We start from the raw sequence: 25,465 nt of genomic DNA on the forward strand, positions 1-25,465 counted from the left end.
GCCTGCATGATCCTGAAGCGACGGGGCGTGCGGCCGGCGGCCCGGTTCAGGGTGTCGGTGTCGGCGGCCGTGAGGTCAGCGGGGACGGCGGGCGTGGGCGGCCAGAGCCGGGGCGACAAGTTGGACGGTGCCGCCGGCCAGCGGCTCCGGCAGCCGGTCGGTCGGGAACCAGCCGAGCGCCTCGGACTCGTCGCTGACCTGCGCGACTGCCTCCTGCGGGGCGAAGACCGCGAACCGCACGTCGTGGTGCAGCGAACCACCCTGGCAGGCCACCGGATGGATGTCCACGTCGATCGGGACGGGGTCGATGGCCAGGCCGGCGATGCCGGACTCCTCGGTGGCCTCGCGCAGCGCCGCCCCGGCCAGCGTCTCGTCGCCCGGTTCGCAGTGCCCGCCGAGCTGCACCCAGCGGTGCAGCTTGCCGTGCAGGCAGAGCAGCGCCCGGGCACCGGCGGCGTCGAGGATCAGGGCGCTCGCGGTGAGGTGGCCCGGCAGATGGTGGCGGGTCAGGGCGACCGGGCCGTCGGCGAGCAGGGCGAGGGTACGGTCCCGCGCCTCGGCGGCGGCCGGCCCGGTCGGCGTCCAACCGGCCAGCACCGCCACCGCGTCCGCGTGCAGCGCCACGTTTCCGTCGCCGGGCACTCCGGGCGTGGTCCCGATGGTGCCGCCCGGCAAGGTGGCGGTGTCCGCCCCGGTGGTGCCGGTGGACTCGGCAGTCCCGCCCGGTTCGGTGGTACCGCTGGCCGGCTCGGTGGTCCTGGCCAGCTGGGTGGTCCTGGCCAGCTCGGTGGTCCTGGCCAGTGGGGTGGTGCCGCCCAGCTGGGTGGTGCCGCCCGGCGCGGTGGTGCCGGTCGGGTCGGTGGTGCCGGTCGGGTCGGCCGGGGAGGGGGCCGGGGCGGCGGGGAAGGCGTCGGGCATCCCGACACTCTACGAGCGTGCGCTCCGTACCCTGGCGCGGTGAGCCTGAGACTTCTGGAGTTCGTGGTGGCCGGCAACGAGGCCAGCGACCTGTTGCCGGTCCGGTCCCGGTCGCTGCTGCGGGCGCACGACGCCGTCCGTGGTTTCTGGACCGTGCTCGACGAGGGGCCGGTGGAGCAATGCCTGGCCCTGCTGCTGGAGCGCACCGACGGCGAGTGGGTCGCCCATCACGTGTCGGCCGACGCGGGGGTCGAGAACGGCCGTACCGAGGACGGTGAGGCGCTGGCCGCGCACGACGGCTGGGTGTACGTCTTCGGCTCGCACTTCGGTTCCAAGGCCGGCCCGCTGCGGCCCCGCCGGGCGTTCGTGGCCCGGTTCCGGGAGGACGACGCGGCCACCGGGACGCTGCCGGTGCAGGTGGTCCGCAACCGGTTCCGGGTGCACCGGGCGATCAACGACGCCCTGGTCAAGGCCGCGTTCGTCCCGTTGCCGCCGGGCGAGCGGGTCCGGCAGCGGTTCATCGGCGAGACGGTGTCGCGGGGCACGGCGCGGGCCAAGTCGTGGGTACGCCGGCTGGCCGACGGCGACCTGCCGCTGAACGTGGAGGCGGCGACGTTCACCCCGCACGGGACGGTGCTGCTCGGGCTCCGCTTCCCGGTGACCGTGGACGGGGAACCGGTCCTGGTCGAGCTGGCCGGGGTCCCGGAGATGTTCACCCCGGGCGGCGGCTGGCCACGCGCCGGGCGGGCGTACGCGCTGACCGGAGTGACGCCGCCGGGCGCGCTGGTGGGCTTCCGGGCCGTCACCCCGACGGACGACGGCGGGTACGCGGCGGTGGTCGGGTCGATCGACGCGCTCGGCAAGGGCTCGGTGCTGCTGGACGACCATCCGACCGGCGGTGAGGTGACCTCGCGGCACGTCCGGTTCCGGGTTGAGCCGACCGACGACGATCGGATCGCGGGTGAGGTGGTGGCCGAGTTGACGCCGTTCCGGAACGTCGAGGGGGTGGCCGAGGTGGACGGACGCAGCTTCTACGTCACAGACGAGGACCACCGGGTGGCGCTCTGGATCGGCTGAACCGCCCCACCGCACGGGTGGCGGGGCCCGGGTGACACCTCTGCGGAACCAGGGCCGCAGACCCTCGTGGTGCCTCCCGGGCGCCACGTTTCCCTGGCCCCAGGCCACCCGGGGGCGGTGGGGTGACCCCCACGCGTCGTGCCGGGCAGTAGGAGCATGCCAACCGACAGTACGGGCGTCGAGGTCTTTCAGTCCACGCTTAAAAGTGGAGATAAGTGCCGCCCGGTACAGTTCAGTGGGTCGGCGGGCCTCCCCCTGCCCCGCCCCAGGAGCGCTCGATGCTGACCATCCACTTCTCCCAGGAGGACATCCTCCGGACCCGGGTCGCCCCTGCCGCCGACCCGGTCTGGGAGCTGGTCCTCAGCCTGCACCTGCTCCAGGGGCGCACCCGCGACCCGCTGATGGCGGGCTGGCGACGTGGGGTCGCCGCCGGGCTGCGCCGGGAGACCGCCGCCGATCAGTTCCGGCTGCTGTTCGCGCTGAACCCGCCCCGCGGCTACTTTCCCGACTTCCTCACCCCGTACCAGAGCCTGGACGGGTTCGAGGCGGGGCTGGACGCCGTCCGGTCCACCCCGACCGGGCTGCTGCGCCGGGACCTGAACGTGCTGGCCGGGACGAACCTGCTGCCGTCGTCGGCCGCCGCGCTGGCCCGGGGCGAGCCGGAGGTGCTCCGCCACCTGACGGAGTCGATGACGCAGTACCGGTCGGTGGCGATCGACCCGTACTGGGGGCGGATCAGGGCCGCCGTGGAGGCCGATCGCGCGGTACGCGCCCGGGCCCTGCTCGACGGTGGCGCGGAGGGGCTGCTGGCGAGCCTGCGACCGGGGATGCGCTGGGAATCCGGCGTCCTCCAGGTCCTCGACTATCCGAACCGTCGGGAGTTGCACCTGGACGGTCGGGGGCTGCTGCTGGTGCCGTCGTTCTTCTGCGCGCGTACCCCGGTCGCCCTGCTCGACCCGGCGCTGCCGCCGGTGCTGGTCTACCCGGCCGACCGGCTCGGCGGGTTGGATCCGCCCCCGGGTGAGGGTGGGCGACCCGCCGGCGACGGCGGCCGGGAGGCGCTGGCGGCGTTGCTGGGCCGTACCCGGGCTGCGGTCCTTCAGGTCAGCGACGACGGCGCGACCACCGGCGAGGTGGCCCGCCGGCTGCACATCTCGGCCGCTGCGGCCAGCCAGCACACCACCGTGCTGCGCAACGCGGGGCTGCTGGTCAGCCGCCGGGACCGCAACACGGTGCTGCACACCCTGACCCCGCTCGGCCGGGCCATGCTCGACGCCTGACGCCTGACGCCTGACGCCTGACGCCTGACGCCTGACGCGCATCGCGCGGCCGGGCGCGTGGCGCAACTGCGCTGAGATAGCGGTGTCCAGCCTCGCGGAAACCGCCACTTCGGCGACATTGTGGTGATGACGACCGGCTCGGTCAGGGGAGGGTCGGTCGGCCCGCCGGGGGCGGGTCGGTCAGAGGGCCAGGCAGGCGCTGGCGATGCTGCCCGTCGGCGGCGGCAGCAGGGTGGACGGGACCCCCTCGGCGGCCAGCGCGCTCCGCAGCCGGTGCAGATCGGCGCCGAAACGCACCAGATCGGGCTGGTCGACGGGGGTGGGCGCCGTGCCGAGCAGCAGAGCGGTCGCCCCGGTCGGCCAGCCGTCGACGGTCGCGGCGAGATCGGCGCGTACCTCGTCGTCGGTGATCCGGGTGAAGGTGGTGCCGGGGGCGACCACCTCGGCCACCGCGGCGATCGCCCGGTCGACCGCCGCCGGGTCGGCCGGCACCTCGCCGGGTCCGTCGGCCAGCGTCGCGGCGGCGCGTAGCCCGGCCGCCATCGCCTCGGCGGTGCCGAGCGAGAACAGGTCCAACGCGCTCTCCCGGACCAGGGCGGCAGCCCCGACCCCGTCGTCGACCGGCCGGATCGCCGGCGGACCGTCCCGGCGGTTGCCGTCGGACGGCCGGGGGTCAAGGTCGCCGTCGGCCGGTGGGGAGGTCGCCGGCAGGTAGCCCCGGACCACCGCCACCGGGACCTGGTCGCACTTGCCCTTGATCAGCTCGCCCGCGCCGGCCAGCTCGTCGACCACCGCCATCTGGGTCAGTTGCAGCTCGTTGCCGTAGGGGTCGACCTCGCCCCGGTGGTCCCGGATGGCGGCCATCCCGGCGACGCCGAGCGCCACGTCGGTCAGCCCGTTGCGCCAGGGCCGGCCCATCGTGTCGCTGATGATCACCGCGACGTCGATCCGGTAGCGGGCCCGCAGCGCGGCGCGCAGCGACCGGGCCGACGCGTCCGGGTCCACCGGGAGCAGCACCAGCCGGGTCTTGTCGACGTTCGAGGCGTCGATCCCGGCGGTGGCCATCACGAAACCGTGGTGGGTCTGCACGATCCGGGTCTGTCCCCGGACGGCCACCACCCGGGCGGTCTCGGCGGCCAACACCTCGTCCCGGGCGGCCAGCCGTTCCGGCCCGTCGGCCGGCACGTCCACCAGCCGGCCCTCCGCCTTCGACACGATCTTGCTGGTGACCACCAGCACGTCGCCGTCGCGCAGCCAGGGTGCGGCCGTGCCGATCAGCACGGCCAGGTCGTCGCCCTCGGTCACGTCACCGATGCCCGGCACCGGCAGGATCTCCAGTCTCACACCAGCTCCATCGCGGCCCGGACCATCGCCGTGGTCGCCGCCTCGTCGGTCATCCGCAACGGGACCGCGCGCACCGTCACCCCCGGCACCGTCACCCCGTCGTCCTCGGGCGCGACCAGCCAACCGTCGAGCAGGCCACCCTCGCTGCGACCGCCGTAGAGCCGGCCCACCCCGGCGGCGCTGCACTCGACGTCGAGCACCTCCAGGCACCGGTCGGCCATCCCGCGCACCGGTGCGCCGCCGATGATCGGCGACACCCCGACGACCCGGGCGGGGCCGGTGGCGACCGCGTCACGCAGGCCGGGCACCGCCAGCACCGGGGCGATGCTCACCACCGGGTTGCTGGGCGCGACCAGCACCACGTCGGCGGCGGCCAGCGCCTCGGTCACCCCGGGGGCCGGCTTGGCGGTGTCCGCGCCGACGAAGACGAACCGGTCGGTGGGCACGCCCGCCCGGTACCGGACCCACCACTCCTGGAAGTGGATGGCCCGCCGCTCGCCGTCCAGGTCGACCACCGCGTGCGTCTCCAGCCGGTCGTCCGTGGCCGGCAGCAGCCGTACGCCGGGCTGCCAGCGTGCGGCCAGCGCGTCGGTCACCTGCGACAGCGGATACCCGGCGGTGATCATGGTGGTGCGCACCAGGTGGGTGGCGACGTCCTTGTCACCGAGGGAGAACCAGCCCGGCTCGGCGCCGTACGCCGCCAACTCCTGCTTGATGGTCCAGCTCTCGCCGACCCGCCCCCACCCGCGCTCCGGGTCGGCGCCCCCGCCCAAGGTGTACAGGACGCTGTCCAGGTCGGGGCAGACCTTGAGTCCGTGCAGGTAGAGGTCGTCGCCGACGTTGACCACGGCGGTCACCTCGGCACCCACCTCACGGGCGTACGACCGGACGCCGAGCAGGAATCGGGCACCCCCGATTCCGCCGGTCAGAACCACGATGCGCATGTCGTCCATCCTCCCGTACGGGACGCGTGCAGCCGGCGGGCGGCCCGGGAGACTAGGCTCACGTCGGCATCTGTCCGTTTCGCCCCGAGGGAGAGTTCGTGACCAGCCCCGCCGAGCCCGCGTCGCGCGACGCGTCGCAGGCCCGCCAGATCACCGCACCCCTGCGCGAACTCGCCGCGCTCGTCCTGCTCGGCGCGAACGCCGTGCTGCTCTTCGTCGGGTTCGTCCGGCTGCTCGTACCGACATCGGACTACAGCACCTTCTCGGGGCGGGCGGGGAGCGAGTTCTTCGCCTTCGTCGGCCTTGAGGCGACGGTGCTGCCGCTGCTGGCCGTGCTGCTGGTCACCCACCTCGCACCGGTGTCCGGTCGGGCCCGGCAGTTCACCCAGGTCGCCCTCGCCGAGTACGCCTTCGGCGCCCTGTTCGGCGTGTTGACCTTCCTGATCTGGCTGGTGGGCCGACTGGCCGAGGCGGAGGTGCTGGACGCCCTGCTCGGCATGCTGACCCGGGCGGCCTGGTTGGCGCTGTTCGGGATGGCCGCCTTCGTGGTCTACCGGATCTGGCGCACCCTCTACCACGTCGCGAAGCCGAAGCCCCAGCCCGGCGTCTACGGTCAGCCGCAGTCCGGCTGGCCGCAGCAGCAGGGTGGCTACCCGGGCCAGGGCTACCCGCCCCCGGGTCACCCCGGCGCCGGGCAGTACGGCCAGCCCGGGTTCGCCCCGCCGCCGCAGTCCGCGCCGCCGTTCGGGGCCGCTCCGCAGTCCGCGCCGCCGTTCGGGGTGCCCCAGTCCGCGCCGCCGCAGTCGGGGCCACCGACCGGCATCCCGCCGCAGTCGGCCCCGCCGTTCGGGGCGCCGCAGTCCGCGCCGCAGTCGGCCCCGCCGTTCGGGCAGCCTCCGTCGGCCGACCCGACCCAGGCGATCCCGCGCCAGTCCACGGAGCCGACCACCGGCCCGGCCGACGCGGACGGCGACCGCACCCAGCCCTTCCGTCGGGACGACCCGAACACCCCGCACTGAGCCACACCCGGCCGGGCCGGTCCGCGCTGCGGCGTGCGCACCGACCCGGCCGGTGCGGTACCGCCCCCGCCCGTCCAGGTCGGCTCGGGTCGCGCCGGGTCGGGGATGATGTCACACCCGGCTCGCATGCCTGCCGGATCGTCCCGGCCAGCGCCTAGGCTGGGCGGATGGTTGACCGCACCGATCCCGGCCCGACCTCGGCGAGTGTGCGACGGGCGCTGCGCCGGGCCGCCACCGGGCGCGCGCTCGACGTCGACGAGGCCACCGCGCTGCTGAGCGCCCGGGATGCCGACCTGGACGAGTTGCTCCGGATCGCCGGGGAGGTCCGGGACGCCGGGCTGCGGGACGCCGGCCGGCCGGGCGTGGTGACGTACTCGAAGAAGGTCTTCATTCCGCTGACCCGGCTCTGCCGGGACCGGTGCCACTACTGCACCTTCGCGACCGTGCCGCACCGGCTGCCGGCGGCCTTCCTGGAGACCGACGAGGTGCTGGAGATCGCCCGGCAGGGCGCGGCGTTGGGCTGCAAGGAGGCCCTGTTCACCCTCGGTGACCGGCCGGAGGAGCGGTGGCCGGCGGCCCGTGCCTGGCTGGACGAGCGGGGCTACGACTCCACCGTGGACTACCTGCGGGCCTGCGCGGTGGCGGTGCTGGAGGAGACCGGGCTGCTGCCGCACCTCAACCCGGGGGTGCTCTCCTGGTCGGAGCTGCAACGGCTCAAGCCGGTCGCGCCGAGCATGGGGATGATGCTGGAGACCACCGCCACCCGGCTCTGGTCGGAGCCGGGCGGGCCGCACTTCGGCTCCCCGGACAAGGAACCGGCGGTGCGGCTGCGGGTGCTCGACGACGCCGGCCGGGTCGGGGTGCCGTTCACCACCGGCATCCTGATCGGGATCGGCGAGACCCCCGCCGAGCGGGTCGACGCGATCTTCGCGATCCGCCGGTCGCACCGGGAGTACGGCCACCTCCAGGAGGTGATCGTGCAGAACTTCCGGGCCAAGCCGGACACCGCGATGGGTGGCCTGCCCGACGCCGAGCTGCACGACCTGGCGGCCACCGTGGCGGTGGCCCGGCTGCTGCTCGGCCCGAAGGCCCGGCTCCAGGCCCCGCCCAACCTGATCGAGGACGAGTACGACCTGCTGCTGCGGGCCGGCATCGACGACTGGGGTGGGGTCTCCCCGCTCACCCCGGACCACGTCAACCCGGAACGGCCGTGGCCGCAGCTCGACGAGCTGGCCCGGCAGACCGAGAAGTCCGGCTTCACCCTGCGCGAGCGGCTGACGATCTACCCGGAGTACGTCCGGGCCGGCGACCCGTGGCTCGATCCCCGGCTGTCACCGCACGTCACCGCGCTCGCCGACCCGGCGACCGGGTTGGCCGTGGAGGCGGCCCGGCCGGTGGGCCGCCCGTGGCAGGAGCCGGAGGAGGTCTTCGGCGGCGGCCGGACCGATCTGCACGCCACCATCGACACCGCTGGCCGCACCGACGACCGGCGGGGCGACTTCGACAGCGTCTACGGCGACTGGGCGGAGGTCGCCGGCAAGGTGAGCCCCGCCGCGTCGGGCGGACCGGTGCCGGGTGCCGACGGCGACCTGCGGGCGGGGCTGCGGCTGGCGGCCGACGACCCGGCGGCGCTGCTGGAGCCCCGGCACGCCGACGCGGCCCTGGCGCTGTTCGGCGCGGACGGCCCGGCCCTGGACGCGCTGTGCCGGCTCGCCGACGACGTGCGTCGGGACACCGTCGGCGACGACGTCACCTACGTGGTCAACCGGAACATCAACTTCAGCAACGTCTGCTATGTGGGCTGCCGGTTCTGCGCGTTCGCCCAGCGGGAACGGGACGCCGACGCGTTCCGGTTGTCGGTGGAGCAGGTGGCCGACCGGGCCGAGGAGGCGTGGGCGGCCGGGGCCGGGGAGGTCTGCCTCCAGGGCGGCATCGACCCGAAACTGCCGGTGACCGGTTACGCCGACATCGTCCGGGCGATCAAGGCCCGGGTGCCCGGCATGCACGTGCACGCGTTCTCCCCGATGGAGATCGTCACCGCCGCCGCCAAGGCGGGCGTGCCGGTGCGGGACTGGCTGTCGATGCTGCGCGAGGCCGGCCTGGACACCATCCCGGGCACCGCCGCCGAGATCCTCGACGACGACGTGCGCTGGGTGCTCACCAAGGGCAAACTGCCGGCCGCCGCCTGGGTCGAGGTGGTCTCGACCGCCCACGAGCTGGGCATCCGCTCCAGCTCCACGATGATGTACGGCCACGTCGACCATCCCGGGCAGTGGCTGGCGCACTTCCGGGTCCTCGCCGGGGTGCAGGACCGCACCGGCGGGTTCACCGAGTTCGTGGCGTTGCCGTTCGTGCACACCAACGCGCCGATCTACCTGGCCGGCATCGCCCGTCCCGGCCCGACCTGGCGGGAGAACCGGGTCGTGCACGCGATGTCCCGGCTGCTGCTGCACGGGCGGATCGACAACATCCAGTGCTCCTGGGTGAAGCTCGGCGACGAGGGCACCGTGGCGATGTTGCAGGGCGGCTGCAACGACCTGGGCGGCACCCTGATGGAGGAGACCATCTCCCGGATGGCGGGTTCGGGCAACGGTTCGGCGCGTACCGAGGAGCAGTTGCGGGCGATCGCCGCCGCCGCCGGACGTCCGGCGCGCAAGCGGACGACCGCGTACGGTCATCCGTCGCGATGACATCGAACCTTTCGCGCGTGCGGGCCGTACCAGTGTTCGCCGGCGGCGGTTGAGGCGAGGGCCGCCGCCGGCGACCTCGCGCTCCACACCGCGCGCGCTCACGCGCCGCCGGAGGAAAGGTTCCCCCATGACGAGCGAAGTGCGGAAGCGTTCCTGGCCGCGACTGACCCGGCGGCAGACACTGACCGCCGCGGCGAGTGCCACGCTGGGCGCGGCGGCGCTGACGGTGACCGGCGTGTCGGCCGCGCAGAACTCCCCGTCGGCCAGCAGCGCGGAGGGCCCGATCGTGGTCCACCTGCGCGACGCCAGGTCCGGGACGTTGGACGTCTTCGTCGGTACGTCCCGGATCGAGGTACGTGACCGGGGGCTGGCCGACCGGCTCCGTCGGGCTGCCGGGCGCGGCTGACCCGTCCGCCGTCTCCGGGCGGTCCGACCTGTCCGTCGTCACCGGGTGGGGCGACCCGCCCGCTGTCCCGGGCGGCGCTGACCCGCCCGGCCCTCTTCCCCTTCACCGCCAGGCGCAGGCTCTCGGCGCCCGGTTCGTCATGCCCTGACTCCCCATGATCCCGCAAAGGTTGGTCCGCCATGTCGTCCCACCGCGAAGCACCGGAAATAAGCAAGGACCCGGTCGCCGACAGTTCCGACCTCTACGCCTTCGTCAGCCCCGACCGGCACGACTCGGTGACGTTGATCGCCAACTACGTGCCGTTGCAGCTCCCCTCGGGCGGCCCGAACTTCTTCGAGTTCGGCGACGACGTGCGGTACGAGATCCATATCGACAACGACGGTGACGGCCATCCCGACGTGACCTACCGGTTCGAATTCCGTACCGAGATCACGAACGAGAACAGTTTTCTCTACAACACCGGGCCGATCGAGTCGCTGGACAGCAAGAACTGGAACCGGCGGCAGTTCTACAAGCTGACCCGGGTGACCGACGGCAAGGAGCACGTGCTCGCCAACAAGCTGCCCTGCCCGCCGTGCAACGTGGGGCCGCTGTCCATCCCCAAGTACAACGACCTGGTCCGGCAGGCGACGTACAAGCTGTCGACGGGGGAGAAGGTGTTCGCCGGGCAGCGCGCGGACGGCTTCTTCGTCGACCTGGGCGCGATCTTCGACCTGGGTACGCTGCGGCCGTTCCAGCAGTTGCACGTGGCCGGCAAGAAGCTGTTCAAGACCGAGGGCGAGCCGGTCAACTCGGTGGACCGGATGAACGTGCACAGCATCGCGGTGCAGGTGCCGCTGAGCAAGGTCCGCCGCAAGTCCAACCGGTACGGCGTGGGCGACCGGGCCTCGACGATCGGGGTGTGGACGACGGCGTCCCGGCAGCAGGTGCGGGTGCTCGGCGACAAGGTCGCCGCGGACGCCGCGATCGGCCCGTGGACCCAGGTGTCCCGGCTGGGCAACCCGCTGTTCAACGAGGTCATCGTGCCGATGTCCAAGAAGGACCTGTGGAACACGCTGCCGCCGACCGAGGACAAGCGGTTCGCCCGGTTCGTCGAGCAGCCGGAGCTGGCGGCGTTGCTGCCGGTGCTCTACCCGGGTGTCTTCCCCAACCTGGACGCGCTGAACAAGGCCAAGAAGCCCCGGGCCGACCTGCTCGCCATCCTGCTCACCGGCATTCCGTCCGGGCTGATCGACGGTTTCACGAACCTCACCGGTGACGTGCAGGCCGACATGCTGCGGTTGAACACCGCGATCAAGCCGAGCAGCCGGCCCAACCAGTTCGGTCTGCTGGGCGGGGACCTGGCCGGCTTCCCCAACGGCCGCCGGGTCGTCGACGACGTGGTGAGCATCGCGTTGCGGGCGGTGGCCGGGGTCACCGTGCCGCTGGTGGACAAGAAGTTCACGCCGGACGCGGCGGCCGGTGCGGTCACCCCCGGCCTGAGCGCCGCCGACGTGACGGCACCCTTCCTGCGGGACTTCCCCTTCCTCGGCACGCCGTACGACGGGTTCAACAACCCGGCCGCGGCGAAGTCCTGACCGGACGGAGAGCGGCGTGAGCGGGCACCACCACCATCATCATCACCAGTACGGGCCGACGGAGAGCGGCACGGTGATGCTCGACGTCGGTGGTGACACCGGCGCACTGATCATCTATACCGGACGTGACCAGCACGGCCGGGAGATCGAGATCAGCCGGGTCGACCAGGGCGGCGCGGTGCGGACGCACTCCGCCGTGCGGGAGCGGATCGTCCGGGACGGGGTGTTCCACAGTGCCGTCTATCCGGACCTGACGGCGGGTCTCTATACCGTCTGGTGGGACGAGGAGACGCCCGCCGGAACGATCTCCGTCAACGGGGGGGCGATCGCCGAATTCACCTGGCCGACCAGCCCATCACGGTCGGCCTGAGCGCCGCATCAGCCGTACCGACCCGAGCGCCCCGTCCACATTGTGGACGGGGCGCTGTCGTTATTTCCGACTCGACGAGCGATCCGGGGCCAACCGCGTTAACCTGTCCCCCACCATGCTCATGATCTTGGCGAGACCGGCCGACCGGAGCGTCGGACGGCGTTCCCCGGGGGCGTCCCGGACGGCGACGCCACGGCAGAAATCTGGGGCAACTCGCCGGAGAGGGCGTTACTCGCCCGGGGTCTGAATCGATAGGGCAGGTTGCGAGGGCCGGGTGGTCCGGGTGACCGTCCGGCGGCGTGTCGGGAGGGCGACTCCATTATCAAGTTCGGCTTGACGGCGCACGCATTACACGCGTGTAATTTCGATGGGGTTGTTCGCGCGGAACGCACAAATAGGGACCGGACGGACAAGCACGCCTTTCGCGTGGGGGGTTGCAGCGGCGGCGACGTCGGTGCGCGACAAGGAGGCATCTGATGGACGGCCAGCTTGAGGTGGCCGACCTGCTCGGAAACGCGCCGGAGTGGCAGGAGCGGGCACTGTGCTCGCAGACCGACCCGGAAGCGTTCTTCCCCGAGAAGGGCGGCTCGACCCGCGAGGCGAAGCGGATCTGTTCGCGGTGCGAGGTCAAGACGGAATGCCTCGAATACGCTCTCGGGCACGACGAGCGGTTCGGGATCTGGGGTGGGCTCTCCGAGCGGGAGCGGCGCAAGCTCAAGCGGCGGGCCGCCTGAGTGGAAGGGTTGAGCCGGGGCGGTGGGGGCCGCCCAGCTCACGCCCGACGACGGTCGCGGGGGTGACCGGCGTCGGGGAGGTGGTCCGGCCACAGTGGTGGCGGGCCGCAACGGCGGTGCACCGGGTCGGCCCGGTGACGGTCGGGATCAGTTCCCGGGCCGCGGTCCTGGCAGCTCCGGGAAGCAGTGCGCGAGGGTCGACCCCGGCATCGGGTGCTCGGCCCTGCGGTGGGCTGGTGTCCGCCCGTGCGGCGGGTGGCCCGGGGTGTCACCGGTGGCGCAGGTTCAGGTCAGCTCGTCCGGGTCGACCCCGAGCAGGTTCGCCACCTGTTCGATGATCACGTCGTGGACCAGGTCGGCCAGGTCCTCACGGTCCATCGCGCGAAACTCCAACGGCCGCCGGTAGAGCACGATCCGGGGCGGCACCTCCTGCCGGCCCGGCCGGCCGGGCAGCAACCGGGCCAGCGGCACCTCGCCGTCCTCCAGCACGTCGGAGTCGTAGACGTTCAGATCCGGCGGCACGTCCTCGACGGCGAACTCGACGCCGGCCAGCTCCGTGGCGAACCGGCGCTCCAGGGTTTCCACCGTGTCCAGCACCAGGTCGTCGAAGATCTCGGCCTTGGTCCGGGCCAGCGGTACGGTCGCCGGCACCAACCGCCCGCGCAGGCCACGTCCGTGCCGGTCGCGGTGGTTGCGCCGGCCGGAGCCGGGGCGGCGGCGTTCCGGGCTCGTCATGAGCCAAAGGGTAGCCCTCGGCCCGGCCCGCCCGCTGGCAGCGCGCCTCGACGGGCGCGGCGGGGCGTCAGGTGCGAATTGTGATCACGGTGACGGGCGTGTCGGAAAGCGAACCGGTGCGCCGGACCCGGTAATGGGGATACCCTGCCGCACGTGAGGTCACCACGGCGCTGCTCCCGTAACGCCTGCCCCCGGCAAGCGGTTGCCACATTGACCTATGTCTACAACGAGTCGACCGCGGTGGTGGGCCCGTTGGCGGCGTTCGCCGAGCCGCACACGTACGACCTGTGTGAGCAGCACGCCCGGAGCCTGACCGCCCCCCGGGGCTGGGACGTCGTCCGGCACGAGGGCGAGTTCGAGCCGCCACCGCCCACCACCGACGACCTGGTCGCCCTGGCCGAAGCCGTCCGCGAGGCAGCCCGCCCGGTCGCCCCCCGCCCACCCCAGGACGACCAAGATCCCCGCCACCCCCAGAACCCCCCCACCGGCCGCCGAGGCCACCTCCGAGTAATCCCCCCCAACCACTAACCCCCCGTACACCCTCGGCCGTCCCGGCTGCCGGCCGTCCCGGCTGCCGGCTATCCCCGGTGATCAAGAGGTTTACGTCAAGTGGGAGATCAACTTTGACGCAAACCTCTTGATCAGCGGGGACAGTGGCGTGTGGAGGGAGTGGGCTGGGTTTGGGGTGTGGTTCTGGGGTGGGGTCGGGTACTCGGGAGCAGGTCGGGGGCCGGTGCCGACGATCGCGGCGGTGGCGGTGGCGGTGGCGGCGGTGGCGGCGGCGGCGGTGGCGGTGGCGGTGTGGGTGGGCGGTGCAGGGTGTGGGGTCCGTGGGGCGTCCATGGTGGATGGTCGGGGGAGGGCGTATCGGCCACCCCGGTCACTCCGGCCGCCGCTCCCTCTGGTGGTGGATGAGGGGTCCGGACGACAGCGTCGGGCGGCGGGGGTGAGCGGGCGGGAGAGCTACAGGCGGGACCACGCCTCGGTCAGGACGGCGCGCAGGATCTGCTCCATCTCGTCGAACTGCTCCTGCCCGGCGATCAGCGGCGGGGCGAGCTGGATCACCGGGTCACCCCGGTCGTCGGCCCGGCAGTAGAGCCCGGCGGCGAACAGCGCCGACGACAGGAAACCGCGCAGCAGCCGCTCCGACTCGGCCTCGTCGAAAGTCTCCCGGGTCGCCTTGTCCTTGACCAGTTCGATGCCGTAGAAGTAGCCGTCCCCCCGGACATCGCCGACGATCGGCAGCTCGGTGAGCTTCTCCAGGGTGGACCGGAAGGCGTCCTCGTTGGCCCGGACGTGGCCGGTCAGGTCCTCCCGGGCGAAGACCTCCAGGTTGGCTAGGGCCACCGCGCAGGAGACCGGGTGGCCGCCGAAGGTCACCCCGTGGGCGAACATGCCGGTCTCGGTGAGGAACGGCTCCATCAGCCGGTCGCTGGCGATCATCGCGCCGAGCGGGGCGTAACCGGAGGTGATGCCCTTGGCGGTGGTGATGATGTCGGGCTGGTAGCCGTACCGGACGGCGCCGAAGTACTCGCCGAGCCGGCCCCACGAGCAGATCACCTCGTCGGAGACGAGCAACACGTCGTACGCGTCGCAGATCTCGCGTACCTGCTGGAGATAACCGGGCGGCGGCGGGAAGCAGCCGCCGGAGTTCTGCACCGGCTCCAGGAACACCGCCGCGACCGTGTCCGGCCCCTCCCGCTCGATGGCCCGACGGATCTCGTCGGCGGCCCAGCGGCCGAACGCCTCGGGCGAGTCGCCGTGCTCGGGGGCCCGGTAGAAGTTGGTGTTCGGCACCTTGATCCCGCCGGGCACCAGCGGCTCGAAGTCGCTCTTGATGCCGGGGAGGCCGGTGATCGACAGGGCGCCCATCGAGGTGCCGTGATAGGCGAGGTAGCGGCTGACCACCTTGTGCTTGTTGGGCTTGCCGGTGCGCTTGAAGTAGGCGCGGGCCAGCTTCCACGCCGACTCGACGGCCTCCGAGCCGCCGGTGGTGAAGAAGACCCGGTTCAGATCGCCGGGCGTCAGCGAGGCGATCTTCTCGGCCAGCTCCACCGCCTTGGGGTGGGCGTACGACCAGAGCGGGAAGTACGCCAGTTCGGCGGCCTGCTTCGCGGCTGCCTCGGCCAGCTCGGTACGCCCGTGACCGGCGTTGACGACGAACAACCCGGCGAGCCCGTCCAGGTAACGACGGCCCTGCGAGTCCCAGACGTACGTGCCCTCGCCGCGCACGATGGTGGGCACCTCGCCGGCCGAGTAGCTGGCCATCCGGGTGAAGTGCATCCAGAGGTGGTCGGTGGCGTTGGCCATGTCAGCCCCATCGGGTCTCGGGCCGGTCAGGGGTGACACCGGCCGCTCTGCCCACGGTTATCCCACAGCCTGACCGCGAAATGCAAGCCATCTTCGCGTCCGGCGCGACGGAATCAGCGTGAGTCAACGCGAAAGGCAACGGAATCCGCACACCCCCCGAGTGGCTCGCCCATCACCCACCCCGCGCCCCTGCCCCGCGCCCCTGCCCCCGCGCCCCTCCGCCCCGTCGGCGGCAAGCTGGCCCGCCTCGGCCGGTGGAGAGTCGCTTGATCAACTCCAGGGGGTCGATATAGCGGTATCCGGGATGTCGGGACACCGCTATATCGGCCCCCTGGAGTGGATCAACCCGGATGGCGGGCTGGAGCGGGCGTTTCGGGACGCTTGCGGGGCGTTCTCGGCGCACCTCGGGGGCTTTCGGAGAGGTCCCGCGCCGGCACGCCGATGACGGGCGGATCTCGACACGCACTGTCGCTAGGGTGCGCCGGAGCGTGTCGATCGGGCGGGAGGAGCTGCCGGTGAACGAGGTGCTTCGCGTGGCGATGGCCGAGCGCGGGGAGACGGTGGAGTCCCTCGCGCATCGGGTCGGGGTCGATCCGAAGACGGCCGGCCGGTGGCTCAGTGCCGGGCGGGTGCCGCATCCCCGGACCCGGGTCGCGGTGGCCGGGATTCTCGGTCGGGAACCCGCCGAACTCTGGCCCGAGCCCTACCGTCGCCGCGATCTGCCCTGGTTCCGTCCGTGGGCAGAGCTGGAGCAGGACGCCACGTCGATCCGTTCATACCAGTCGTTGCTCGTGCCGGGCCTGCTCCAGACCGAGGAGTGCGCCCGAGCGGTTCTGGGGACCGGCGGCCTGCTCCCGCCCGACGAGGTTGCGCAACTGGTGGGCGGGCGGTTGGAGCGACAGGTCCTGCTCGACCGCGACCCTCCAGCCCAGTTGGTTTTCGTGATCGACGAGGCGGTGCTCCACCGAGTGGTTGGCGATCGCGTGACCATGGCCGGACAGGTGGCCCACTTGGCGGCCGTCGTCGGGCGGGAGCACGTGCAGGTGCGGGTAATTCCGCTCGGTGGCCCCTGGCACACCGGTCTGGCCGGACCGTTCATGCTGGCTCGGCTGCTCGACGGCAGCGAGCTGGCCTATCTGGACAATCAGCTCCGTGGCGAGCTGGTGACCGAGAGCGCCGACATTGCTAGCCTGGGCAGAAGGTGGGAGAGCGTGGCCGGCGAGGCGCTGCCCGCTCGTCGGTCGAACGAGCTGATCCGGGAAGCGGTGGAGAGATGGACGTGATCGAGCCCCGCTGGCGGACCGCCAGCCGCAGCAGCAACAATGGCGGTGACTGTGTCGAGGTGGCGGACAATCTGGCGGGTCGGGTGCTGGTGCGGGACAGCAAGGACCGGGCCGGCGGCACCCTGAGCTTCGCCCCCGACGCCTGGCGCACCTTCGTCGCTGCCACCTCCCGCTGAGCGCCCTTCACCCCGAGTGGCCGCGCGCCCGTCTTCCGCCGCGCGCCTCGTCGTCGCTTGATCGGGGCCGCATGATCGACTCAATGTCGGCCACATAGCGGTGTCCGGGCGCGGGGATGCCGCTACTTCGGCCCACGGGAGTGGATCAAGGTGGGCGGCGTCAGGCCGTACCCCAGGTGTAGGTCTGTTTGCGCAGCTTGAGATAGACGAACGCCTCGGTGGCGAGCACCCCGGGCACCGAGCGCAGCCGTTGCAGGATCTCCAGCAGGTGGGCGTCGTTGCGGCAGACCACCTCGGCGAGCAGGTCGAACGAGCCGGCGGTGATCACCACGTAGTCGAGTTCGTCGAACTCGGCCAGCCGGTCGGCGACGGCCTCCAGGTCGCCGTCGGTGCGCAGACCGATCATGGCCTGCCGGGGGAAGCCGAGCTGGAGCGGGTCGGTCACCGCGACGATCTGCATCACCCCGGCGTCGAGCAGCCGCTGCACCCGCTGGCGGACCGCCGCCTCGGAGAGCCCCACCGCCTTGCCGATGGTCGCGTACGGCCGGCGGCCGTCCTGCTGCAACTGCTCGATGATCTGTTTCGCCACGTCGTCCAACAGCGCGTGACTGGCACCTTCGCGCACCGCGACGCGCCGCCCCCCGCTGCCGCTCTCCTGCTGTCGGATCGTCATCGACCGCTCCCCATGTCCGTTCCCCCAGCTGAGCCTAGTGCCATCGCGCAGTCTGGCGTAATTCGTCGTCAGAGGCTATTGCGGCAACGGAATCCCTTGTGGGGCTGCTTACCTCATGCCAGGATCAGTCGTCTCAGGCACCCGACCCCTCCCGCCGGCGCCGCACCCCCGTCCCCGCCGCCGTCGGACGACCCCTAGGAGTCGTCACATGCGTATTCCCCTGCGGCCCCTCACCCGGCGTGGACTGCTCACCGGCACCCTCGGCTCGGCCGCCCTGCTCGCTGCGGGCGGCAGCCTCGCCGGCTGCGGCACCAAGGCCGCTACCCAGACCGAGGCGGGCTGCAAGAGCGACGACCTGTCGGCCACGGAGAAGACCCTCGCCTTCTCCAACTGGCCGCAGTACATGGACGTGGACGACAAGGACGCCGCGAAGCGGCCCAGCCTCGACGCGTTCGTCGCCGCCAGCGGCATCAAGGTGACCTACACCGAGGACATCAACGACAACAACGAGTTCTTCGGCAAGGTGCAGAACCAGTTGGCCGGCTGTCAGAGCACCGGGCGGGACATCATCGTCCTCACCGACTGGATGGCCGCCCGGATGATCCGGCTCGGCTGGATCCAGAAGCTCGACCCGGCGAAGATCCCGAACGTGGCGGCGAACCTGCTGCCGTCCCTGCGGGGCCGCTCCTTCGACCCGGAGAACCGGATCTCCATCCCGTGGCAGTCCGGCCTGGCCGGACTGGCCTACAACGGCAGCGTGACCAAGGAGATCCGGACCGTTGACGAACTGCTCACCCGCCCCGACCTCAAGGGCAAGGTGACCGCCCTGTCGGAGATGCGGGACACCATGGGCCTGCTGCTCCAGTCGAACGGGCACGACCCGTCGAACTTCACCGCCGCCCAGTTCGACGACGCGCTCAACAAGCTGCGCAAGGCGGTCGACTCCCAGCAGATCCGCAAGTTCACCGGCAACGACTACGCCCCCGACCTGGCCAAGGGTGACATCGCCGCGTGCGTCGGCTGGTCCGGCGACGTGATCCAACTGGCCGGCGACAACCCCAAGGTGAAGTTCGTCGCGCCGGACTCGGGCGTGATGCTGTTCAGCGACAACATGCTGGTGCCGAACAAGGCCACCCACAAGGCCAACGCCGAAGCGCTGATCGACTACTACTACCAGCCGGCGGTGGCCGCGAAGCTGGCCGCCTTCGTCAACTACATCTGCCCGGTCAAGGGCGCCCAAGCCGAGATGGAGAAGATCGACCCGGAGTTGGCCGCCAACCCGTTGATCTTTCCGGACGACGCCCTGCTGGCGAAGTCCAAGGTCTTCATGGCCCTGGACGAAAAGCAGGAAAGGGAATACGAGTCCAAGTTCCAGCAGGTCATCGGCGCGTGATCCAGATGGCCAACACGGCACCGGCCGGCGACCTGAGACTGGCCCGGCTGACCAAACGGTTCGGCGTCTTCACCGCCGTCGACGACCTCAGCCTGACCGTCCCGCAGGGCTCGTTCTTCGCCCTGCTCGGGGCGTCCGGCTGCGGCAAGACGACCACCCTGCGGATGATCGCCGGGTTGGAGGAGCCCACCGGTGGGCAGGTGCTCCTCGGCGACCGGGACATCGCCCGGCTGCGGCCGTACAAACGGCCGGTCAACACGGTCTTCCAGAGCTACGCGCTCTTTCCACACCTGGACATCGCCGAGAACGTGGCCTTCGGGCTGCGCCGGCGGGGCATCCGCCGGGTCGACGACCAGGTCCGCCGGATGCTGGCGCTGGTCCAGCTCGACGGCTACGGTCGGCGCCGCCCGGCCCAGCTCTCCGGCGGCCAGCAGCAGCGGGTCGCGCTGGCCCGCGCCTTGATCAACCACCCGCAGGTGCTGCTGCTCGACGAGCCGCTCGGCGCGCTCGACCTCAAGCTGCGCCGCCAGATGCAGATCGAGCTGAAACGGATCCAGACCGAGGTCGGCATCACCTTCGTGCACGTCACCCACGACCAGGAGGAGGCCATGACGATGGCCGACACGGTCGCGGTGATGAACGCGGGGCGGATCGAACAGCTCGGTGCCCCGGCCGAACTCTACGAGTACCCGGCGACCGCGTTCGTGGCGAACTTCCTCGGCCAGTCCAACCTGCTCGCCGCCGAGGCCGCCGGCCCGGCCGGGTCCGAGGTGCCGGTCACCGCGTACGGCGTCCGCTTCTCGGTGCCCGTCGACCGGGCCCGCGCCGACCGGGGCGCGGTCTACCTGGGGGTACGTCCCGAGAAGCTGCACCTGGTCGAGGCCGTCGACCAGGTGCCCGCCGGCCACCAGCAGGTCGAGGGGGTGATCACCGACGCGTCGTACGTGGGGGTGAGCACCCAGTATCTGGTGCGCACCGGATGGGGCAGTGAGCTGTCCGCGTTCACGGCGAACAGCGGCGTCGGCGGGCAGCACCCGGTCGGCGCGTCGGTGGTGGCCCACTGGGACCCCCGGCACGCCTTCCTGCTGCCCCGGGCACCGGACCAGGACGACCGCCCCGCCGTGCCGCAGTGCGAACCGGTCGGGAAACCGTCGTGACCGCACTGGCGCAGGTGTCCGGCGGTTCCGGTCCGGCGAGGACACCGCCACCGGCCCGGCGTGGCCGGCACCGGCTGCTGCCGTACCTGCTGCTGTTGCCGGGGGCGGCCTGGCTGCTGGTCTTCTTCGCCGTGCCGCTGTTGCAACTCGCCGCCGCCAGCCTCTACGACCCGACCGGCTCCCTCTCCACCGGGTATGCGCTGACCTGGGCATTCGGCAACTATCCGGAGGCGTTGCAGGCGTACTGGCCGCAGTTCGCCCGGTCGTTCGGCTATGCCGGGGCGGCGCTGGTGCTGGCCCTGCTGATGGGTTACCCGCTGGCGTACGCGATCGCGCAGAAGGCCGGCCGGTGGAAGAACCTGCTGCTGGTCTGCGTGGTAGCCCCGATGTTCACCAGCTTCCTGGTGCGCACCCTGGCCTGGAAGACCATCCTGTCGGACAACGGTGCCCTGGTCGGGCTGCTGCGCGACGTGCACCTGCTCGGCCCGGACGGGCGGCTGCTCGCCACCCCGGTCGCGGTGGTGCTCGGGTTGACGTACAACTTCCTGCCGTTCCTGGTGCTGCCGCTGTACGCGAGCCTGGAGCGGCTCGACCACCGGCTGCTGGAGGCGGCCAGTGACCTGTACGCCGGACCGCTGCACGCCTTCCGCACGGTCACCCTGCCGCTGTCGATGCCCGGCCTGATCGCCGGCACCCTGCTCTTCTTCATCCCGGCCACCGGCGACTACATCAACGCCGAACTGCTCGGCACCCCCAACGAGTACATGATCGGCAACGTCATCGACTCGGCGTTCCTGGTCCGGCTGGACTACCCGCAGGGTGCCGCCCTGTCGTTCCTGCTGATGGCGGCGATCCTCGCGGTGGTCTTCGTCTACCTGCGCCGCGCCGGCACGGAGGAGGTGCTCTGATGAGCGCGAGGAGTGCAGCGCAGCGGAGCCCCGCAGTCGCGAATGAAGGTGGGTGCTGATGAGCGCGAGGAGTGCAGCGCAGCGGAGCCCCGCAGTCGCGAATGACGGCCGGTCCGTGAGGTTGTCCCGGTGGTGGGCCGACCGGTGGGTGATGATCGTCGCCCTGTTGGTGCTCGGCTACCTGTTCCTGCCCATCGCCGTGGTGGCCGGGCTCTCCTTCAACCGCCCGTCCAGCCGGCTGTCGTACGACTTCCACGAGTTCACCCTGGACAACTGGCGGCAGCCCTGCGCCACCTCCGAGATGTGCGACGCGGTGGTCCGCAGCGCGCAGATCGGTTTCCTCGCCACCGTCGGCGCCACCGTGATCGGCACCCTGATGGCGTTCGCCCTGGTCCGGCACCGGTTCCGGGGCCGCAGCGGGATCAACCTGCTGATCTTCCTGCCGATGGCGACGCCGGAGCTGGTGCTGGGCACCTCGCTGCTCGCCCTGTTCGTCTCCGCCGGGGTGCCGCAGGGCTTCTGGACCATCGTCATCGCGCACGTGATGTTCTGCGTCTCGTTCGTGGTGGTGACGGTCAAGGCCCGGCTCGCCGGGATGGACCGGCGGCTGGAGGAGGCCGCGATGGACCTCTACGCCAGCGAGTGGCAGACGTTCCGGCGGATCACCCTGCCGCTGGTGCTGCCCGGCATCGTGGCCGCCGCGCTGCTCGCCTTCTCGCTCAGCTTCGACGACTTCATCGTGACGAACTTCAACGCCGGCACCACCGTCACCTTCCCGATGTACGTCTGGGGCGCCGCCCAGCGGGGCATCCCACCGCAGGTCAACGTGATCGGCACGGCGATGTTCGCCATCGCGCTGCTGCTCGTCGGGCTCAGCTCGCTGCGTGGAGGACGGTCCCGCCGCGCCGCGCTCCCGGTCGCCGCGCCCGCCGGCCGGGGCGCACCGGCACCGGCCGGGCCCGGCCGACGGGCGACGGGCCCGTCATGATCCTCCCGCATACCGGCCGGGCGCTCGCCGACGCGACGCCCGTGCCCTACTGGCTGGACCGCCCGGAACGCCCCGACCCGCTGCCGCCCCTGCACGGCACACACCCCGCCGACCTGCTGGTCGTCGGCGGCGGGTACGGCGGACTCTGGGCCGCCCTGCTCGCCAAGCGGGCCGATCCGCAGCGGGACGTGCTGCTGGTCGAGGCGGGCACCTGCGGGTGGGCGGCATCCGGGCGCAACGGTGGGTTCTGCGCCGCCTCGCTCACCCACGGGCTGGCCAACGGGGTGGCCCGGTTCCCCGACGAGATCGACGAGTTGGAGCGCCTCGGCCGGGAGAACCTGGACGCCATCGCCGCCACCATCGCCGAGTACGACATCGACTGCGACTTCGCCCGCACCGGCGAACTGTCGGTGGCGGTGGCCCCGTACCAGCTCGCCGGGCTCGCCGAGGACGCCGACCTGGCCCGCCAGCACGGCCACCGGGTGCGGCTGCTCGACGCCGACGAGGTGCGTGCCGAGGTGGACTCGCCGACGTACCTCGGTGGGTCGTGGGACGCCGACCGGGTGGCCCTGCTCGACCCGGCGCGGCTGGCCTGGGGGCTGCGCCGCGCCTGCCTGACGCTCGGGGTGCGGATCCACGAGCACACCCGGGTCACCGGGCTGCGCCGCGAGGGGGCCGGGCTGCGCGCCGACACCCTCGGCAGCCCACCGTCGCGCCCCGCCGGGCAGGCGACGGGGGAGGGCGGGATGCCCGGGGTGGTGCGGGCCCGGCAGGTGGTGCTGGCGACGAACGCCTTCCCGCCGCTGCTGCGCCGGCTGCGCGCCCGGACCGTGCCGGTCTACGACTACGCGCTGATGACCGAGCCGCTGACCGGGGCGCAGCGGGCCTCGATCGGCTGGCGCCACCGGCAGGGGCTGGCCGACACCGGCAACCAGTTCCACTACTACCGGATCACCGACGACGGCCGGATCCTCTTCGGCGGCTACGACGCGGTCTACCACTACGGCAACCGGGTCGCCCCGGAACTGGAACAGCGCCAGGCCACCTTCACCGCCCTCGCCGAGCACTTCTTCACCACCTTTCCCCAGCTGGCGGGTCTGCGGTTCAGCCACCGCTGGGGCGGGGTGATCGACACCTGCACCCGGTTCTGCGCCTACTTCGGCACCGCCTACGGCGGGCGGCTGGCGTACGCCTGCGGCTACACCGGCCTCGGCGTCGGGGCCACCCGGTTCGGGGCGCGGGTCATGCTCGACCTGCTGGCCGGCGGGTCGACCCCGCTGACCCGGCTCGACCTGGTCCGCCGGGCGCCGTTGCCGTTTCCGCCGGAGCCCGTCCGGGCCGCCGGCATCCACCTCACCCGCTGGTCGCTGGCCCGCGCCGACGCGCACGACGGCCGGCGCAACCACTGGCTCCGTACGCTCGATCGTCTCGGTTTGGGGTTCGATTCCTGATGCGCATCCTGCTCGTCGGCGCCGGCGGGGTCGGCTCCGCCGCCGTCGCCATCGCCGCCCGCCGCTCCTTCTTCGCCACCGTCGTCGTCGCCGACTACGACCTGACCCGGGCCGAACGGGCCGTCGCCGGACACGGCGACCGGTTCGTCGCCGCGCAGCTCGACGCCTCCTCGGCGGACGCGGTCGCCGCGCTCTGCCGGGAACACCGGATCACCCACGTGCTCAACGCGGTCGACCCGCGCTTCGTCATGCCGATCTTCGACGGGGCGTTCGCCGCCGGGGCCGACTACCTGGACATGGCGATGTCGCTGTCCCATCCGCACCCGGCACGGCCCTACACCGAGACCGGGGTGAAGCTCGGCGACACGCAGTTCGCCGCCGCCACCACCTGGGCCGACGCCGGCCGGCTGGCGCTGTGCGGCATCGGCATCGAACCGGGCCTGTCGGACGTGTTCGCCCGGTACGCCGCCGACGAACTGTTCACCGAGATCGACGAGATCGGCATCCGCGACGGTGCGAACCTGACCGTCGACGGCTACGACTTCGCCCCCTCGTTCTCCATCTGGACCACCATCGAGGAGTGCCTCAACCCGCCGGTGATCTGGGAGCGGGACCGGGGCTGGTACACCACCGAGCCGTTCAGCGAACCGGAGGTCTTCGACTTCCCGGCCGGCATCGGCCCGGTCGAGTGCGTCAACGTCGAGCACGAGGAGGTGCTGCTGATCCCGCGCTGGGTCAAGGCCAGGCGGGTCACCTTCAAGTACGGCCTCGGCAACGAGTTCATCGAGGTGCTCAGGGCGTTGCACAAGGTCGGTCTCGACTCGACCGTCCCGGTGTCGGTGCGCGGCGTGCAGGTCTCGCCCCGCGACGTGGTCGCCGCCAGCCTGCCCGACCCGGCCACCCTCGGCGACCGGATGCGCGGCAAGACCTGCGCCGGCACGTACGTCACCGGCACCGGGACCGACGGCCGGCCGCGCCGGGTCTACCTCTACCACGTGGTCGACAACGAGTGGTCCATGCGGGAGTACGGCCACCAGGCGGTGGTCTGGCAGACCGCGGTCAACCCGGTGGTCGCGCTGGAACTGCTCGCCACCGGCGGCTGGTCCGGTGTCGGGGTGCTCGGCCCGGAGGCGCTGCCCCCGCGCCCGTTCCTCGACCTGCTCACCGACTACGGCTCACCGTGGGCGATGGAGGAAAGATGACCCCTGCCCCGACTCCTTCTCGACGCCCGCTGACCCGGTGTCCGTAACTTTCCTGACAGTGGAACTGAACGGGGAGCGCTCCTGGGCCGTATCAGCCGATGCAGGCAACGGCGACGACGGGAGACGTGGTGAAGGTGCAGCGCAAGCACGTACTGGCGGCGGGGGTGGCGGTGGTCGCCACGGCGGTGGTGGCGGTGGGGACCGGATTCGGGTTCGCCGACACCACGTCCGCCCGTCCGAGCCTCTGCTCCGGGTCGGTGACCTTCTCCGCCGAGGGCGGGGACCCCGCCGCGACAAGTGACCGGTTTCCCGTGGGCACACGGTTGCGGGTGACGAACCTGGACAACGGCAAGGTGGCGACGGTGTCGGTGAGTGGGCCGTCGGGCAGTTGTGTGCTGCTCAACGCCGCCGCGATGGACCTCGTCCGGGAGCCCGGCAAGAACGTGATCCGGCGCAACGTGGTCGAGCGGGTCGGCGTCGACGCGCCGGCGGCTCCCGCCCCCGGCGAGACCCGGCCCGGTGCCGCCCAGCCGCCGGCCACCCAGCGGCCGACGCCACCGGCGACCGGCGTGGCTGCCGGGCGCAGCGCGTGCAGTGGCTCGGTCACCTTCTCCGCCGAGGCCGGCGTAGCCGCCGCGACGAGCGACCGGTTTCCGGTGGGGACCCGGTTGCGGGTGACGAACCTGGACAACGGCAAGGTGGCGACGGTGTCGGTGAGTGGGCCGTCGGGCAGTTGTGTGCTGCTCAACGCCGCCGCGATGGAGCTGCTCCGGGAGCCCGGCAAGAACGTGATCCGGCGCAACCTGGTGGAGCTGGTGCGCTGACGGCCG

General features: G+C 72.1%; 24 protein-coding genes. 18 read left to right on the top strand and 6 right to left on the bottom strand.

What is annotated here, in order from left to right; genetic code table 11:
• Positions 1-75: 75 nt before the first annotated feature.
• Complete coding sequence (locus tag ACQP1S_RS04955) at positions 76-660, bottom strand: NUDIX hydrolase (RefSeq protein ID WP_432907809.1); 585 nt, start codon at positions 658-660, stop codon at positions 76-78.
• Positions 661-957: 297 nt separating this feature from the next.
• On the opposite strand from ACQP1S_RS04955, the gene ACQP1S_RS04960 reads away from it, so the two are divergent.
• Positions 958-1,995: a hypothetical protein gene (locus ACQP1S_RS04960; RefSeq protein ID WP_432903472.1), complete on the top strand. Its 1,038-nt coding sequence runs from the start codon at positions 958-960 to the stop codon at positions 1,993-1,995.
• Positions 1,996-2,273: 278 nt separating this feature from the next.
• The gene (locus tag ACQP1S_RS04965) at positions 2,274-3,275 is read left to right on the top strand and encodes an ArsR/SmtB family transcription factor (protein WP_091248332.1); all 1,002 of its coding nucleotides are present in this window, start codon (positions 2,274-2,276) and stop codon (positions 3,273-3,275) included.
• Between the two features lie 180 nt (positions 3,276-3,455).
• Here ACQP1S_RS04965 and ACQP1S_RS04970 read toward each other — a convergent pair whose 3' ends face one another.
• Positions 3,456-4,619 (bottom strand): coenzyme F420-0:L-glutamate ligase, encoded by a 1,164-nt coding sequence (locus ACQP1S_RS04970; protein ID WP_432903475.1) that lies wholly within the window; start codon positions 4,617-4,619, stop codon positions 3,456-3,458.
• The gene (cofD, locus tag ACQP1S_RS04975) at positions 4,616-5,563 is read right to left on the bottom strand and encodes a 2-phospho-L-lactate transferase (protein ID WP_432903478.1); all 948 of its coding nucleotides are present in this window, start codon (positions 5,561-5,563) and stop codon (positions 4,616-4,618) included. The genes ACQP1S_RS04970 and cofD overlap by 4 nt, the downstream gene beginning before the upstream one ends.
• 98 nt (positions 5,564-5,661) lie before the next feature.
• On the opposite strand from cofD, the gene ACQP1S_RS04980 reads away from it, so the two are divergent.
• The 6 genes from ACQP1S_RS04980 to ACQP1S_RS05005 all read left to right on the top strand — a co-directional run bounded on the left by ACQP1S_RS04980 (position 5,662) and on the right by ACQP1S_RS05005 (position 12,359).
• Positions 5,662-6,582: a hypothetical protein gene (locus ACQP1S_RS04980; protein ID WP_432903481.1), complete on the top strand. Its 921-nt coding sequence runs from the start codon at positions 5,662-5,664 to the stop codon at positions 6,580-6,582.
• 167 nt (positions 6,583-6,749) lie between these two features.
• Positions 6,750-9,272, top strand: a complete 2,523-nt coding sequence (locus ACQP1S_RS04985; RefSeq protein WP_432903484.1) for a bifunctional FO biosynthesis protein CofGH — start codon at positions 6,750-6,752, stop codon at positions 9,270-9,272.
• 127 nt (positions 9,273-9,399) lie between these two features.
• Positions 9,400-9,678, top strand: coding sequence for a hypothetical protein (locus ACQP1S_RS04990; RefSeq protein ID WP_091248350.1), 279 nt, complete (start codon positions 9,400-9,402; stop codon positions 9,676-9,678).
• A gap of 179 nt (positions 9,679-9,857) precedes the next feature.
• Positions 9,858-11,255 (top strand): DUF4331 domain-containing protein, encoded by a 1,398-nt coding sequence (locus ACQP1S_RS04995; RefSeq protein WP_432903487.1) that lies wholly within the window; start codon positions 9,858-9,860, stop codon positions 11,253-11,255.
• 76 nt (positions 11,256-11,331) lie between these two features.
• Complete coding sequence (locus ACQP1S_RS05000; RefSeq protein ID WP_432907812.1) at positions 11,332-11,625, top strand: phospholipase; 294 nt, start codon at positions 11,332-11,334, stop codon at positions 11,623-11,625.
• A gap of 476 nt (positions 11,626-12,101) precedes the next feature.
• Positions 12,102-12,359, top strand: a complete 258-nt coding sequence (locus tag ACQP1S_RS05005; RefSeq protein WP_007455784.1) for a WhiB family transcriptional regulator — start codon at positions 12,102-12,104, stop codon at positions 12,357-12,359.
• A gap of 285 nt (positions 12,360-12,644) precedes the next feature.
• Here the strand turns inward: ACQP1S_RS05005 and ACQP1S_RS05010 are convergent, their stop codons facing one another.
• Entirely contained in the window at positions 12,645-13,094 is a 450-nt protein-coding gene (locus ACQP1S_RS05010) for a metallopeptidase family protein (RefSeq protein ID WP_091248357.1), read from the bottom strand.
• Between the two features lie 153 nt (positions 13,095-13,247).
• On the opposite strand from ACQP1S_RS05010, the gene ACQP1S_RS05015 reads away from it, so the two are divergent.
• Positions 13,248-13,622, top strand: coding sequence for a DUF3499 domain-containing protein (locus ACQP1S_RS05015; RefSeq protein ID WP_432903493.1), 375 nt, complete (start codon positions 13,248-13,250; stop codon positions 13,620-13,622).
• Positions 13,623-14,057: 435 nt separating this feature from the next.
• Here ACQP1S_RS05015 and ACQP1S_RS05020 read toward each other — a convergent pair whose 3' ends face one another.
• On the bottom strand, positions 14,058-15,404 hold the full coding sequence (locus tag ACQP1S_RS05020) for an aspartate aminotransferase family protein (protein WP_091248365.1): 1,347 nt from the start codon (positions 15,402-15,404) through the stop codon (positions 14,058-14,060).
• A 515-nt stretch (positions 15,405-15,919) separates the two neighbouring features.
• On the opposite strand from ACQP1S_RS05020, the gene ACQP1S_RS05025 reads away from it, so the two are divergent.
• Together ACQP1S_RS05025 and ACQP1S_RS05030 are read left to right on the top strand one after the other, a co-directional pair.
• Positions 15,920-16,687 carry a Scr1 family TA system antitoxin-like transcriptional regulator gene (locus ACQP1S_RS05025; protein ID WP_432903496.1) on the top strand — a complete coding sequence of 256 codons (768 nt, stop codon included), beginning with the start codon at positions 15,920-15,922 and terminating at the stop codon, positions 16,685-16,687.
• A complete protein-coding gene (locus ACQP1S_RS05030; protein ID WP_432903499.1) occupies positions 16,678-16,863 on the top strand; it encodes a DUF397 domain-containing protein in 186 nt (61 codons plus the stop codon). Before ACQP1S_RS05025 ends, ACQP1S_RS05030 begins: the two co-directional genes overlap by 10 nt.
• A gap of 160 nt (positions 16,864-17,023) precedes the next feature.
• Here ACQP1S_RS05030 and ACQP1S_RS05035 read toward each other — a convergent pair whose 3' ends face one another.
• Positions 17,024-17,536, bottom strand: coding sequence for an Lrp/AsnC family transcriptional regulator (locus ACQP1S_RS05035; RefSeq protein ID WP_432903502.1), 513 nt, complete (start codon positions 17,534-17,536; stop codon positions 17,024-17,026).
• A gap of 208 nt (positions 17,537-17,744) precedes the next feature.
• Here ACQP1S_RS05035 and ACQP1S_RS05040 point away from each other — a divergent pair, with 208 nt between their 5' ends.
• From ACQP1S_RS05040 to ACQP1S_RS05070, 7 genes are all read left to right on the top strand, one after another.
• Positions 17,745-18,929: an extracellular solute-binding protein gene (locus ACQP1S_RS05040; protein WP_432903505.1), complete on the top strand. Its 1,185-nt coding sequence runs from the start codon at positions 17,745-17,747 to the stop codon at positions 18,927-18,929.
• Positions 18,930-18,934: 5 nt separating this feature from the next.
• Positions 18,935-20,086, top strand: a complete 1,152-nt coding sequence (locus tag ACQP1S_RS05045) for an ABC transporter ATP-binding protein (RefSeq protein ID WP_432907815.1) — start codon at positions 18,935-18,937, stop codon at positions 20,084-20,086.
• Positions 20,083-20,994 (top strand): ABC transporter permease, encoded by a 912-nt coding sequence (locus ACQP1S_RS05050; RefSeq protein WP_432903508.1) that lies wholly within the window; start codon positions 20,083-20,085, stop codon positions 20,992-20,994. The genes ACQP1S_RS05045 and ACQP1S_RS05050 overlap by 4 nt, the downstream gene beginning before the upstream one ends.
• Positions 20,995-21,109: 115 nt before the next feature.
• On the top strand, positions 21,110-21,982 hold the full coding sequence (locus tag ACQP1S_RS05055) for an ABC transporter permease (RefSeq protein WP_245722605.1): 873 nt from the start codon (positions 21,110-21,112) through the stop codon (positions 21,980-21,982).
• Positions 21,979-23,433 carry an NAD(P)/FAD-dependent oxidoreductase gene (locus ACQP1S_RS05060; RefSeq protein ID WP_432903511.1) on the top strand — a complete coding sequence of 485 codons (1,455 nt, stop codon included), beginning with the start codon at positions 21,979-21,981 and terminating at the stop codon, positions 23,431-23,433. Before ACQP1S_RS05055 ends, ACQP1S_RS05060 begins: the two co-directional genes overlap by 4 nt.
• On the top strand, positions 23,433-24,635 hold the full coding sequence (locus tag ACQP1S_RS05065; protein ID WP_432903514.1) for a saccharopine dehydrogenase family protein: 1,203 nt from the start codon (positions 23,433-23,435) through the stop codon (positions 24,633-24,635). The genes ACQP1S_RS05060 and ACQP1S_RS05065 overlap by 1 nt, the downstream gene beginning before the upstream one ends.
• A 128-nt stretch (positions 24,636-24,763) precedes the next feature.
• Positions 24,764-25,459 carry a hypothetical protein gene (locus ACQP1S_RS05070; protein WP_432903517.1) on the top strand — a complete coding sequence of 232 codons (696 nt, stop codon included), beginning with the start codon at positions 24,764-24,766 and terminating at the stop codon, positions 25,457-25,459.
• Positions 25,460-25,465: the final 6 nt, after the last annotated feature.

The organism is Micromonospora matsumotoense (assembly GCF_050951065.1).
GTDB classification, from domain to species: Bacteria; Actinomycetota; Actinomycetes; order Mycobacteriales; family Micromonosporaceae; genus Micromonospora; species Micromonospora matsumotoensis.